11 protein-coding genes are annotated in these 15040 nt (G+C 35.5%); 9 read left to right on the forward strand and 2 right to left on the reverse strand.

Annotated features, from left to right (window positions below; genetic code table 11):
- Positions 1 to 60 precede the first annotated feature (60 nt).
- A complete protein-coding gene (locus KO513_RS19165; RefSeq protein WP_215914770.1) occupies positions 61 to 4176 on the reverse strand; it encodes a two-component regulator propeller domain-containing protein in 4116 nt (1371 codons plus the stop codon).
- A 285-nt stretch (positions 4177 to 4461) separates the two neighbouring features.
- On the opposite strand from KO513_RS19165, the gene KO513_RS19170 reads away from it, so the two are divergent.
- The 6 genes from KO513_RS19170 (at position 4462) to KO513_RS19195 (ending at position 9584) form a co-directional block, all read left to right on the forward strand.
- On the forward strand, positions 4462 to 5160 hold the full coding sequence (locus KO513_RS19170; protein WP_215914771.1) for a GNAT family N-acetyltransferase: 699 nt from the start codon (positions 4462 to 4464) through the stop codon (positions 5158 to 5160).
- 392 nt (positions 5161 to 5552) lie between these two features.
- Complete coding sequence (locus tag KO513_RS19175) at positions 5553 to 6290, forward strand: DUF3891 family protein (RefSeq protein ID WP_215914772.1); 738 nt, start codon at positions 5553 to 5555, stop codon at positions 6288 to 6290.
- A gap of 422 nt (positions 6291 to 6712) precedes the next feature.
- Entirely contained in the window at positions 6713 to 7558 is an 846-nt protein-coding gene (locus KO513_RS19180) for an SDR family oxidoreductase (protein WP_215914858.1), read from the forward strand.
- A gap of 127 nt (positions 7559 to 7685) precedes the next feature.
- Positions 7686 to 8144 carry a DUF2383 domain-containing protein gene (locus KO513_RS19185; RefSeq protein WP_215914773.1) on the forward strand — a complete coding sequence of 153 codons (459 nt, stop codon included), beginning with the start codon at positions 7686 to 7688 and terminating at the stop codon, positions 8142 to 8144.
- Between the two features lie 73 nt (positions 8145 to 8217).
- Entirely contained in the window at positions 8218 to 8946 is a 729-nt protein-coding gene (locus KO513_RS19190) for a phosphatase PAP2 family protein (protein WP_215438793.1), read from the forward strand.
- Between the two features lie 182 nt (positions 8947 to 9128).
- Positions 9129 to 9584, forward strand: coding sequence for a hypothetical protein (locus KO513_RS19195; RefSeq protein WP_215914774.1), 456 nt, complete (start codon positions 9129 to 9131; stop codon positions 9582 to 9584).
- Between the two features lie 312 nt (positions 9585 to 9896).
- On the opposite strand, the gene KO513_RS19200 is transcribed toward KO513_RS19195, so the two are convergent.
- On the reverse strand, positions 9897 to 10097 hold the full coding sequence (locus KO513_RS19200) for a hypothetical protein (protein WP_215438791.1): 201 nt from the start codon (positions 10095 to 10097) through the stop codon (positions 9897 to 9899).
- 330 nt (positions 10098 to 10427) lie between these two features.
- Between KO513_RS19200 and KO513_RS19205 the strand changes: the two genes are divergently transcribed.
- The 3 genes from KO513_RS19205 (at position 10428) to KO513_RS19215 (ending at position 14922) form a co-directional block, all read left to right on the forward strand.
- The gene (locus tag KO513_RS19205; RefSeq protein ID WP_215914775.1) at positions 10428 to 11705 is read left to right on the forward strand and encodes a hypothetical protein; all 1278 of its coding nucleotides are present in this window, start codon (positions 10428 to 10430) and stop codon (positions 11703 to 11705) included.
- 266 nt (positions 11706 to 11971) lie between these two features.
- On the forward strand, positions 11972 to 12418 hold the full coding sequence (locus tag KO513_RS19210; protein WP_215914776.1) for a response regulator: 447 nt from the start codon (positions 11972 to 11974) through the stop codon (positions 12416 to 12418).
- A 5-nt stretch (positions 12419 to 12423) separates the two neighbouring features.
- On the forward strand, positions 12424 to 14922 hold the full coding sequence (locus KO513_RS19215) for a PAS domain-containing protein (RefSeq protein WP_215914777.1): 2499 nt from the start codon (positions 12424 to 12426) through the stop codon (positions 14920 to 14922).
- Positions 14923 to 15040 lie beyond the last annotated feature (118 nt).

Genomic DNA, 15040 nt, shown 5'->3' on the forward strand with positions numbered 1-15040 from the left:
AGGGGTTACTGTTTAGAAGGGTGTATTTACCCAGTAAAGGATGGAATAAGCAATGAAGTTTTATGCTTTGTTATTTTGCACATCCATAGGAGCTATTCCGAAATAATCCTTGAATCTTTGGGAGAAATAGGTTGTAGATGAAATACCAACTTTGGAGCAAACATCAGTTAGGTCTTTGTTTCCGTTTTCGAGAAGTTTTTTAGCTATTTGAAGTCTTTGGTTCCTAATAAATTCGTTAGCCGTTTGGTTGGTCAGTCCTTTTACTTTCCGATACAACTGACTCCTACTCAAATTTAAATGCGAGGCCAACGACTCTACCCCTAAATTTGGGTTAGTGATGTTCTCATGAATATAATTCACCGCTTTTTCAACAAAAGCTTTATCCAAAGATGTAATACTGGTATCATCTTGGATCTCTCCCATAGACTTAAAATATTTCTTGTAAATAACCTCCCTGCTATGAATGAGCTGTTTAAGATGTTGTTGTACCAATTTCATATCAAAAGGTTTCTCCAAGTAAACGTCCGCACCCTTTTCAATACCTGATATTCTATTATCCACCTTAGATTTAGCGGTAATCATCATTATAGGTATATGACTGGTCTTAATATCCGTTCGTATGGCTTCACAGAAATCATAACCGTTCATTTCAGGCATAACAACATCCGTCATAATAACATCGGGCAGAAGTTCCAGAGCCAATCGTAAACCTTCTTTTCCGTTTTTTGCAATATGAATTTTGTACTGACTCTTAAACTCCGTTCTCAAATAATTTCGTAGTTCTGCATCATCCTCAACGATAAGTAAGGTTTTTGTTGTTTTTGTTGATGAAGGCTGACTGTTTTCCTCGGGAACAAAACTAGATTTAACTAAACTTTGTCTTGGAGACGACACACTACTGTTTTCGGTTAGAATTTCTGAAGCTTTAAAATGGGCATTTCCTAGTGGAAGTGATACATTAAAGGTTGTTCCCAAATTCAGTTGGCTATTGACCTCTACATTGCCGCTATGGAGTTTCACAAAATTATGAACCAATTCCAACCCTATACCCGTACCGTTATAGAATCCCTTTTTGAAAGGTTCCGCTTGATAAAACCTTTCAAACAATTTATCCTGTTCCCCTTTCTTTAGACCAGGTCCCGTATCCGACACAGAAAACTCTACATGATTTTCTTTTTGTTCAATATTAACGTGAACGGATCCACCTTCTGGTGTAACCTTGAATGCGTTAGACAACAAATTAAAAATTATCTTCTCCAACATACCTTCATCTGCCCATAGCCTAATAACATCTTGGTTTGAACTTACCTTTAGCTCAATATGATTTGAAAAAGCTTCTTCTTTAAAATGGTCTATAATTCCTTTTACAAACGGTACAACATTTAGATTGCTGGCATGAATTTTAATTTTGTCGGATTCTAGTTTACTAAAGTCTAACAACTCATTGATCAAACGAATTAAGCGCTCCGTATTCTTATATATAGTAGCATGCTTGATTTTAAGCCTGCTAGAAAAATTAGTGTTCGGTTCGCTTATAATATCTCTAATAGGGTTCAGAATTAAGGTAAGCGGCGAACTAAATTCGTGGGCTACATTTGTAAAAAACTGAATTCTCTCCTTGTGTAATTCTTCCTCCCTTACCCTTTTTTGGCGTTCGTTTTCAACCTGCTGTTTGTCTATAATTCGCTTTTTCTCAAACTGCCTTAACAGCCCCAGCAAGGACAAAATAATAAGAGCATATACAAACATTGCCCAATTAGACTTCCACCAAGGAGGCAACACCTCTATGTATAGCTTCTTTGGAGTTTCACTCCACACCCCATCATTATTGGCCGCTTTTACCATAAATGTGTAATGGCCCGCATCTAAGTTGGTATATGTAGCACTCCTTGCCTTACCCACAAAATTCCAATCGGTTTCATAGCCATCCAGATAATACGCATACTGGTTCTCTTCGGCTCGTGTATAGTTTATTCCGGAAAATTCTATGGAGAATACAGACTGTTTACTGTTTAACGTAATACTATCCGTTTGTGAAAGCGCTTTTTCCAAAGGAGAACCTTCGGCCGCAGGCTGCACGGTTTCATTAAATAGTTTCAGGTTTTTAAGATAGACCTGAGGAGGTGTTTCCAATATATTTATGCCATTGGGATTAAAATAATCAATTCCTTCTGTTCCCCCAAAATATAACTTTCCATCATTGTCCTTATATAGCGCATTCTTATTATAGTCACTAGAAACCAAACCGTCGTTTTTAGTGAACTTGGTAAATTCATTGGTTTTAGTGTCAAACAATACTAAGCCCGAATTACCATCCAACCATAAATTACCATTGGAATCGCCAATAATTCCGATAACGTTAGGCATACTTAAACCGTTTTCGTTATTATACCAAGTAGTAGAACTATCCCGAGTGTTGAAACGCAATAACCCCATACCCCTAGTTCCTGCCCAAAGAATGTCTCCATCTGCATACAATGATACTATGTCATAATAGGTCAAATTTTCGGTCTTATCCGCAGATATAGAATTGTTCATACGTAACAGTTTATACGAGCCATCCGTATCTTTATCCAATTTGAACAGACCATTAGTTGTTGCTATCCAAATGGTATTTTGAGAATCTACTTCTACTTTATTTATATATTCCCCTGCCAAATCATGAAGCTCAAACGATGAAGGAGTTATATTGGTTTCATTTTTATCATTAAGTTGAAACGAATACAAACCCTGATTAAAGGTCCCAACCCAAATCTTACCGAAATCGTCTTCTGCGAAGCTCATAATAGCGCCGGAGCCTTTTCTGTTTCGTATGACAGGAAATTTGTAATTGACGAATTTTGTAGTTCCCTTTTTTAGAAAATAAAGACCTTTATCCCAACTACCAACCCAAATGTTCTGTTGGCTATCCATAAACAAAGACTGAATATAATCACTGGTCAAGCCCGTGTATTCTGAACGGACACCTGTATTGATATGTTTGAAATAGTTAGTTGCTTTATCCAGCACATCAATACCACCTCCATCCATTCCTATCCATAACTTACCATTATTGTCTCCAATAATTGAGGTTACCGAACTTATTTGCAATGAGTTGGACTTATTATAGATACTTTGAATTTCACTAAACTTATTGTGGAATTTATCATGGACTACGATACCTCTATTGTAAAAACCCATCCATATTCTTTGGTCTTCATCTACATACAAAGACCAAACAGAATTGGATAAAATACTTTTCTCATCATTTTTATCAAAGAGATAGTGGTGAATTACACCTCCATTTTTGTTTAGGCTATAAAGTCCGTCATTTTCCGTTCCAAGTAAAATCTCATCGTATGGCGATTCTGCAATAGCGAAGATGTTATTTGATGTAACCTTAAAATTATCTACAGCAGGTGTTTGGCTATCTGCAGACAACTTTACCCTATAAATACCATTAGAAATAGAACCCGCCCAAATGGTATTATCCGAGTCTATAAACAATGACTGTATGCCCACGGCAATAGTCTTTGCCTCCTTTCCATCTCTGAATAGCGCAAAATCTACCCTCTTGTTTCTTGGGTCTACCTCTAGAAGGCCACCACTGGTAGCGGCATAAATTACTCCAGAACTGGTTAACTTAATCTCATTTACGGCAAGATAAGTATCTGAATTGGGGTTGTTAAAGGCTAATTCCTCAAGCTTTAATGTTTCAAGGTCCATGACATATACCCCTTGTTCCCCGGTTCCAACATACAGGTTGCCCTTACCATCACCTTGCAAACTTATAACCCCTATATTACCGTATTTTGAGTTCTCCTTGGAAATTAATGGTATATGACGAAATTCATCATTATCTCTATCATAGAGCGCAAGTCCAATATTAGTTCCTGCCCATAATCTATTGCGTTGATCTAAATAAGTACAGTATACGAAACTACTGTTCAACGTCTTATGATTAATATCTTTGGGCCTGTAAGAGACATAGTCCATTCCATCATAACGATACACACCCGATCCATGCGTACCTATCCAAACAAACCCGTTGTTATCTTGAGCAATGGTATGCACACCAACCTGAGAAATACCATCCTTAATCTTATAAAAATCTAATTTCTTTCTTTCATCTTGCGCCGTTACCTGCCAGCTTAATATGCTTACGAAGTATATATAAAATAGTAATCTTTTCCCCATAGAAACGAGTGTCCCCCTGTGTTTTTCAATAGTTATACGAGATAAGGATAACCACCTTTATCCGAAAAAAAGTTAAGTTAATAAAAAACCGTTCCAAGTAACTATATGTATATGTTAATTTGATAAATGAATTTGAACGAATAGAATTTAACGCTTTAAGATTGTTATCTGTAAATTCCAATGGATAAACTTTTTAGTGTTTAAAATTCTATTTCTTTCCGATAGACAGTGCGAGCAACCCCCAATTCCTTTACTTTTAACTTTTGTAAAAGAGAAGCGTATTAAATGGAAGATAAATTGAAGAATCCCGTATGGTATTCATTAAATGAAACACATTCACAATTTTCCCATTTGGGAGAAGGTATTGCTTTTTATAAACCAGACTATTGCCCGTTTGGCGGTGCCAACGCCATTGAAAAAGCAACGCAGAGCATTGTAGAATACAGCCAGCATATTAAACAATTCTTTGTGGTAGGTAGTCAACCATTACCATCACCTCTCTATACGCTGCAAAAAGAATATATCTGTGATCAAATGATTTTGAGAGCTCCAATTGATTTGACACTAAAAAACCAAATAACTCCCTTAACCAACAACCTACAGAAGAACGACCTTTACGAGTTGGTTAGTTTGGTACAGCCAGGTTATTTTACAAAAAAGACTGCAGAATTAGGACGCTATTTTGGGATTTATAAAAACAATGTACTTGTTGCGGCGGCTGGTGAACGTCTACAAATGAATGATTTTACCGAGATAAGTGCTGTTGTAACCCATCCTGAACACACCGGAAACGGATATGCAAAAGAGTTACTTAAATATACTTCTAATATTATTTTTAAGTCAGGGAAAACTCCGTTTTTACATGTTTTGGAAATCAATACCCGAGCCATAGGTATATACAAATCATTGGGGTTCCAGACACTCAGAAAAATGAGCTTTAATAATTTAATGGCGACTGATTCAAATCAACATAATTCCGATTAATTCCTAACAACACATGGTCCTTAAAACAATTTGAATAGACCCGTAATTTTTTGTTCTTACACCAGAATTGGGCCTTTACAGACCATGTATTCAACTCTAAATTCAAATGTTCTTAACCAGAAGGAAAGAGCTGCCATTTATTTAGTATTCCCAAAATTTGAAAGCTCTCAATAGAACCAACCCAAACAATTTTGCTAAACCATTAAAAGTGATTTGCAATATCTATTCCAAACAGAAATTATTTCTTTTGGGTCATAAGATTTAAGAATCAATTGCTAAAATTGACTGTTACTTGTTAGATAATTTTAATCGGAGTCTCACTATTTGCATACTAGAATATTTTGCTAGGTTTTAATATTACTTAGACTACTGAGAAAAGTAAATGAAATTTTATGATAGTAAAACACACGTTAACAGGTTGGGAAATTATATCTCAATATGCTCATGGCCTTCTTGCTGGAAAGATAGCATCTCAATTAGAGACAAGCCTAACACAAAGTTTTTGGGTTGATGCCCTAACAGCTATTGTAGAGCATGATGACTATCTTTTAAATTTTGAAGAACATAATTATTTGACACAAAATGGTAGTCCTAAAGATTTTACAATGGATACTAATTCCCCTTCAGATGCTTTAGAACATGCTAAAAGAGTGTTTGAGAACTCCATGCAAAAATCTCAGTTAATCGCGCTTTTAATTGGCCGGCACCTATCCTTCCTTTATGAATCGTTAGCAGGTGATTACGAGCCTTTGAAGCAGTTCCTTTCAGAAATAGACTCTAAGCGCTCAACTCAAAGAAAACTCTATGCAATATCAAAAAAAACTGAAGACGAATTATATAATATATTGCTTTTTTCAGACCGCTGTTCCTTAATTCTAAGTCAAGACAAAATACCGGGAGTTGGTCGTAAAGTAGAAATCAATAAAACTATAAATAACGAAAGGTACTATCTAAGGCAAAAAGAAGATAATTCCATTACCGTAGAACCTTGGCCCTTTAAATCTGATTTCTTTAAAGTCCATTCCGAATACAAAGTCTTGGATACACCTGTTTACAAGGACAACAATCACTTAAAGAAAGTACTTGCAGAGGCAGATTTTAAAATGCGTACTTATATCTTTAAAAAGTAATATACAACGACCACTTCCCCAATAGGCTATTTATTGATTTACAAGCTTAGCCCTCATTCCCATTTATAACATAGAATTCCAAGAACCTCAAGAATGTTTCTATAATTTTTCTTTAAGAAATTCTCTTATGATGGGTCTTTCGAGATTAAAATTCATTTGGGATATTTTCCAATTGCATAAGGTTCATCCTATTTTTTCCCATAATGTAAATTTAATTCTAGAAACGTAAAATTTTAAAATCACACAAAGATTATCTGTTGCTAAATTTCACTTTTATGGTTGTTTACATTAAATAATCTTCGCCAAAATATTGAATCATGGATATACATAAAAACGCTACTAACGCACATAATAATAATAATAATAATAATAATAATAATGAATCTAGAATTGATGATGTGGTCTCTACAATAGATGACCAAATGACCCTTGCCAAAGAAAAGCAGTATAAGCAACCGGGCAACCAACATTCTATGGAAATAACACCCCAAACTATACGCAAGGATTATAAGGGGAGTAATAAATTAGAAGGAAAGGTAGCTATAATTACGGGAGGTGATAGCGGTATTGGTAAAAGTGCTGCAGTACATTTTGCACGAGAAGGTGCTAACGTTGCAATAGTTTATCTGGAAGAAGACCAAGATGCCAAAGAAGTGCAAAACACGGTTGAAGCAGAGGGAAAAAAGTGTCTTTTATTAAAAGGTGATGTACGTGACGAAGAATTCTGCAAAGAAGCTATAGAAAAAACAATTAAAGAATTTGGAAAAATTAATATCGTGGTCAACAATGCCGCTATGCAATTTCCTTCCGAAAATATAGACGATATTCTAACTAAGAATCTACATAAGACCTTTGAAACCAATATCTACTCCTATTTTTATATAGCACAAGCAGCAATACAACATTTAAAAAAAGGTGATGTCATCATAAACACAACATCCATAACGGCATACAGAGGGTCTGAACATTTAATAGACTATTCAAGCACGAAAGGGGCAATTGTAGCCTTTACCAGAAGCCTCTCCAAGAATTTGGCTGCAGACGGAATTCGGGTCAACGCTGTTGCTCCCGGACCAATTTGGACTCCGCTTATTCCCGCTACATTTGATAAAGAAGAACTAGAGAGCTTTGGCAAAGATGTTCCTTTAGGGCGTCCGGGACAACCTTCTGAGCTTGGGCCAGCATATGTATTCTTGGCATGTGAAGATAGTAGTTATATGACCGGCCAAGTGTTACATATTAATGGCGGAGAGATAATTGGGGGGTAATAGGTACACTATTTCCAGCGTACCTGTATCGGTTCAAAAAATTAGATATTAAGAATTGTACGCCTAAAAATTGATGCGGATGCAATTAAAATCTCTTCCTAAAGCTACAGAATGAAAGGGTAAAATTATGATGACAAAACTTGCTACAAAAACTCTTGATGGTCTTATCAATAAGAACATACAGGCCGAAAGAGTTTTTTTTATGGCGTCTAAAAAAGTAACTGCTGAGTCCCTGACCCAATGGTTTGATGTTAGAAAAAATGAAAGAAGAGATTTCAAAATAGAGCTCACCGAGGAAATGAACAGCTGTGATATTTCGGATAAAGATTTACAAAATATGGTGGAAGGTTTAGTATATAATTGGATAGATTTTAAAACTATACAAGCCGCAACTGACGATGAAACTATACTGAAAGAAGCTCTAAGAGCTGAAAAAGCAGCTGTGGATGAATATAATAGCATTCTTTCCAACACGAAATTACCTTCCAGAATTGTGGTGATTCTAAAAAAACATTGTGCAAAGATTGAATACGGGCTAGCTATTCTGAAAGAGCTTGACAGCATTCAGTTTCAAGAAGAATCTTAATTTTAAATATCAGAAAATATATGAACTGCCCTCAACGTCGTAAGCGTATGTTTAGTTTGACTAAAACTCTAAGATGAAAGAAAAATTATACCAATTAATTCAAAAGTTAAGAGGGTTTCTTGAACTTCACTACAAAAAGTACAGTACCTATTTACCCTATATCATTGCTGTTATTTCTTCTACAGCTATAGTAGTTGGTGGCATTAATTTGTTCGTGGAACTTACCGAAGAATTAAAAAACGAAGTCCTAACTGCATATGACACTAGTATTACGGATTATATAATTTCTTATCGCTCACCAAATCTTACCAATTTCTTTGTATTCATTACCCATGTAGGAGACGTATATGGCTATCTGATTATTCTTGGTCTGGGCGTATTACTTTCTGCCGTAGTTTATAAAAATTGGAAATATGTTTCACAGATTACAATTGTTCTTTTTTTAGCTACGATTTCTAATATGGTATTAAAGCGATTTGTTGATAGAGCCCGTCCGGGTATTGAGCACCTGGTTTCGGTTGAAACTTTAAGCTACCCTAGCGGTCATGCCATGAGCGCAATGGCATTTTATGGTTTTCTAATATATCTATGCTCTAAATTAAAAATGGGCCGACTTTTTAAAATCCCTTTGATTATTCTTTTGGTTGCACTCATATTGAGCATTGGAATCAGTAGAATTTATCTGGGAGTTCATTTTCCTTCAGATATTGCCGGGGGGTTCATAGCCGGATTCATATGGGTTATATTTTGCATAATGATATTTAATCTAATAGACATATTCAGAAGAGATCCAAAAACTTAGTTTAGAATTGGGCGAATTAACGGAGTAATTAAAAATCTCTTCACTAAGTTAAATTCCATTAGACAGTCCATTCCATATGAACAATCACAGTTTACTAATCAACTGAGCTAACATTGTTTTTAATAACATCTATCCTTTCTTCATCTGTAGATTAATTTTAGTATAATTAAAATATAGAAACCATGTTAAAAAATATAATAGGTACAACGTTACTCACAATTTGCTTCACAGCGTGCACAAGCACCAAGCAAAAAGCGACAAATAACAACTCCGAGATAGCCCAGAAACAAAATACCGAGACCTCAATTGGCATTACTTCTTCTGATTCCCAAATATCCGGTGGAGCCGTCACCAAAGCTAACGGAGCTACAGGAGCCATGAATAACCTACAAGCCAATGCGCAACACAATCAAATTATTACCTCCGGAGATTCGCAATTGTTTTCACATTTGGATATGACCGAAGAACAAATCAACTCCTACAAATCGGCTATAGAAAATTTCGAAAGTCAAAAGCGAAATATGCCAAACGGCGAGATGCTAGGAAGTTTTGAAAGTGAACGCTCTAGACAAATGAAGAATATATTATCTGATGAACAATTTATCAGATATGAAAAATGGGTAGCTGAAAATGAATAATTCTTATTTAGTAACTCAATATACTATTTAGTTCACAGTTAATCTTTATACATGTCCGGACACCTTGTTCCGTATACATTCTTAAATTTCTTTAGCCATCTTGTATGGATACTGCGTCAACTATAGCAGGGTGCAGGCAAGGATTAAAAACACAAGTTTTTTATAGATAATTTAATCTATACAGTTGCTTAATGCAGTGTATATGCATGAATCGCTGGTGAACAAAGATTTTATTATATTTCCTTTAGTTCTGCAATTTACGCAGGTATTGCGCAACTCGTCCCCTATCAGCTTTCAACTTAATGAATTTTCTTATGAGGCAGAGTCCAGAACAAAATAAATAACACAAAAAACCATTAAAAAGGCAATTACCATAATGATAGTTACCCAAGGAAAACGGGTTCTAGGAACATTGGTAGTCTGGTTTCTTACTGACCCATCATCTTTTTGCTTAGTAGGCATAGGGGCACTTTCACTGGCCTTCATCTCTTCTTTATTAACTCCAGTACTCATAATCAATATTTAAAAGGTTCATTTTACTTAAAAGCTGGAATTTCAATAGAAAATTCCTTCGCCATGTCTTTTCTAAATTCTTCATTTCTACTGGGAGGCCTTATTGTAAATGCGTTTTTTTTTAATACAAAAAGAAGCAAATCAATTTTTTTTAAGCTGTCCTTTTAGGTCAACAACTATTTTGATAGCGTTTAAAAGAATCACCCTATTCACTAAATTGAAACCAGTTAACCATAATCACCTTAATACAATCCTTGAAGCAGTTATTCTTTTTTTCTATTTGCATAGACTAGTAATTAAGATTAGCTCATTCGAAGGAAAAACCAAACCATGCTAAAAAAAATAATATTAGGTTTCGTTGCAATTGCGATTCTGTTTATTACAGTCGTTTATTTTTCTGTATCCACAACTGAAAAAGAATTTAGCACCTGCAAAATTTTGAATATTGACCAGTTAGAATCCGTAAATTTTCGTGATTACGATTCGGTACTTGTAGCTGCAAGCACTTTATACAAAGGCAATTCATTAAAAAAAATAATTCAAGGAGAACAGTACCGTAAGGTATGGGAAACACCTATTAAAGTTCCTATTGCTTTCTTGGATACTTTAAAAGGAGGTCTTACAATTATTGATGAAGGCGGGGGGCAACAAACCCATTCTTTAAAATTAAAAACCTCCAATGGTACTATATTTACCCTACGGAGTGTTACCAAAAACCCAGAACCTTTAATCCCCGAATTTGCACGGATTCTTGGCTTAGAAAATATTATTGTAGATGGAATTTCCGCTCAACACCCATATGCGGCATTGGTTGTCGCGCAGTTGGCTAAAGATGTGGGTATTCCATCAACTAGGCCACAGCTTTTGTTCATTCCCAAACAATCAACACTAGATAAATATAACGCCAAATACGGTAATAGACTATACTTGTTAGAACACGAAGATTCCGGCAATGCAGAATGGAGTGATATACCCAACACTTGGAAAGTGGTAGATACCGAAGAGCTCCAACTTTTGAAACTAGAGTATGGAAAAAATCTGATCATTGACCAAAACTTATTGGTCAGGTCTAGATTATTTGATCTATTAATTGGGGACTGGGACCGTCATGCAAAGCAATGGGGCTGGATTATACAGAAAAAGAACGACAAACTAAAAGCAATACCACTACCCTGCGACCGAGACAATGCCTTTTTCAAAATTGAAGGTATAGTTCCTACTATTATTTCTAACGAAGTATTTATTCCCGATCTTCAAAATTTTGAAAAGGAAATTGATTATCTCCCTGGGCTAATAATGGATTTTGATGTATATTTTTTAAAAGAAATAGATAGGCGAATTTTTGAAGAAGAGGCTAAGTATCTAGAAACCAGACTTACTGATCAGAACATTGCAAATGCTTTTAAAGTTTGGCCTACAGAAATATTCAATTTGGAAGGCCAAGAAATCATAAATAAAATACAGGAACGCAAATCAAATATTCATGAGTATGCCATCAAATTTAAGGGTCTGATTGATGACCAACCCTATCTTGAGAAACCTTTAAAGGGATCAAAAAATGACACCATTCCCTCTCAACTACACAAATGCTTTGCGTGTTGGCCCTAAGGAACAGCTCCAATGAAATGAATATTATAGAAGTAAATTTTTCAAACTTATATTCTATCAAGTCAAATAAAAATTTATTCGGTTACAAAACTTTTGACAACCTTATATATTTTTATAGAATATATTAATCCAGTTTCCATCTATGAAAACATCTACCACAAGATTAGACGATGATTAGTTCTCTAGAAATTGCAAATAAGCCTAGTCTAAGCGATAACCTATGAGCACTTCCATAAATTTTTAACCTTTCAATTTTCATAGTAACGATGAGTGGTAAAACATATAATATATTTCTAACCGATGATGATTACGATGATCGCCAATTGTTTGAGGAAGCCATAAACGATATTGGTATAAATATCGTTTTCAAATCATTTGAAAACGGTGTTGATTTAATGAAAAATTTACTGGATGCCGAAATACAACTACCCGATTGTATTTTCCTAGACTTGAATATGCCCATGATGAACGGTGAAGAATGTTTGAACGATATTAGGCTAGAATCAAATTTTACGCAGATTCCGGTTATTATTTATTCCACCCTTATAGATTCCAAAAAAGTTCTTGAACTACAAACCAAGGGCGCGGACCTTTATCTAAAAAAACCGAATACTTTTGACCAATTAAAACTAGCTCTTACAAAGTGCATTGAGTTTATAGATTTTAAATTTCGTCAGGAAATTTCCTCCAATAATTTCGTTCTCAAATATTAACCTTTATGGAAGCCAAAACGGAACATACTTTTCCATTTATGGAAGGCGGAGGTGAAATGGGAGAACTGACCCGTAACAAAAATTGGGAGACAACCACTTTGGGGGCTCCTAGTACCTGGCCACAGAGTTTACGTACAACATTAAGTATTGTTCTAAATTCAAGATTTCCTATGTATGTCTTTTGGGGTCCTGATTATATTGGGTTTTACAATGACGCTTATAGGGTTAGCTTAGGCAAAGATGGAAAACACCCTTCCATTCTAGGCATGAAAGGCAAGGATGCCTGGCCTGAAATTTGGGACACTATATACCCCCTATTACAGAATGTTTTAAAAGGAAATGGGGCAACATGGAGCGAAAACCAACTTATACCAATCTACAGAAACGGTGCTATTGAAGAAGCTTATTGGACATTTAGCTATAGTCCCATAAAAGAAGAGAAAGGAAAAATAAACGGAATTTTGGTAACCTGTTCCGAAACTACGGCCAGTGTAAAAACAATGCAAAATCTTGAAGAAAGTGAAAGTGATCTTCAGTTTGCCATGGATGCTGCCGAACTTTGTACGTGGGACTACAACCCGCTTACCAATAAATTTAAAAGTAACGAGCGTCTTAAAGAATGGTTTGGCCTGCCTATGGAATTCCATATTCAATTGAATGATGCCATAGCCGCCATACAAAAATCAGATCAAGAACGCGTGTCCAAAGCTATTGCTAGGGCACTAGACTATACCTCGGGAGGCAAGTATGATATATGCTACACGATTCAAAATAAAAAGACCAAACAAACAAGAATTGTAAGGGCAGTTGGCAGAAGCTGGTTTAACAATGAAAATATAGCATATCGCTTTAATGGTATTTTGCAGGATATTACCGATGATAAAAAAGCCCAACAAAAAATTCAAGATAGTGAAAAAAAATTCCGGAATCTTGTTCAGGATGTGCCTGTAGGTATCGCTATAATCAATGCCAAAGACTTTAAGGTTGAGTTAGTAAACGATAAGGCTCTGGATATTTGGAATACAAATAGAAATCTTGCTGAAGGAAGGTCCATTTTTAATGTTTTAACAGAGATAGAAGCAGGTCTTCGTCCCATTTTTGAAAACGTTATTCAAACGCAGACTGCTCAGACGGGTATGGAATACCCATTTAATCTGGTGCGTAACGGGCAGACAGTTACAGCCTATTTCAATTTTATATTTAGCCCCTCAATTGATGACAAAGGTAATGTTGCCACAATCTTATGCGTTGCATCAGAAGTAACGGAATCCGTTATTGCACGTCATCATGTTTTAGAAAGTGAAGCCGAATTTCAGAATTTAGTATTACAGTCACCCATTGCTATGGGAATATTACGAGGCACCGATTTAAAAATCGAGATGGCCAATGAGGTATTATTGAACCACTTTTGGAGGAAAAAAAAGAAAGAGGTTTTAGGCAAAAATCTTTTAGATGTGTTTCCTGAGCTTAATTCTCAAGAATATCCTACCTATCTACGCTCGGTTATTAAGACCGGTAAGCCTGTGTCTGTTAAAGAATCTCATGCCATTGTAGAAAGCAATGGTGTTAGAAAAGAGTATTATGTAGATTTTGATTATATACCTCTTAAAGAGTTAGACGGTTCAATCTCCGGGGTTATGTTAACGGTTACAGATGTAACCAATAGTGTAGCGGCAAGACAAAAGTTAGAAAACTTCTCAAAGGAACTTGAGCAACAAGTACTTGAAAGGACAGAATTATTAAAAAAGGCAAACGAAAAATTAGAAGATACTGTACGAGAGCTGGAGAAGAGTAATGATGAGTTGGAGTCTTTCGCCTATATTTCAAGTCATGATCTTCAGGAGCCCCTGCGCAAAATACAGATGATGAGCAGTCGCATATTAAAAATGGAATCGGAGAATTTGTCTGAGAAAGGTATGCAATATTTTGACCGTGTTATATCGGCTGCAGAACGTATGCGAACCCTTATTGAAGATTTATTGGCCTTTTCAAGAACCTCTAAACAACAAGAAGAGTTTGAAGTTCAGAATTTGACATCATTATTGGAACAGGTAATTGAGAACCTCTCCGAAAAGATTGAAATGACCAATACCCAAATTACGTACGATGAACTTGGTGAGGCAAAAGTAATTCCCTTTCAAATAAGACAAGTTTTTCAAAACCTAATCGAAAACTCAATAAAATTTGCAAAGATAAATACTCCTCCACAAATTGATATCAAAGTAAAAACTATTCATGGTTCCAAAATAAAAAATGTGTTATTGGATTCTGAACTTTCCTACCACGAGCTGAGTTTCCACGATAATGGTATAGGTTTTGAAAAAGAACATGAGGAACGAATTTTTGAGATTTTTAAAAGACTACATGGTAAGTTGGAATACCAAGGAACCGGTATTGGCCTAGCTATTGTTAAGAAAATAGCGCTTAACCACAATGGTGCCGTATCCGCCAATAGCAGCTTAGGTAAAGGAGCTATTTTCAGACTGTACCTTCCGCTTGCTTAAGCCCGCGATATTGAAAAAAAAGATAAGATAATTACAATTTTATTTTCAGCGAGCTTACTAAAAACAATAATATTAAGTTTAGAGAAAATAGAATTGAAATTAAGCAAAGAGAACCTGT

The sequence above is a fragment of the Zobellia sp. B3R18 genome (assembly GCF_018860715.1).
GTDB classification, from domain to species: Bacteria; Bacteroidota; Bacteroidia; order Flavobacteriales; family Flavobacteriaceae; genus Zobellia; species Zobellia russellii.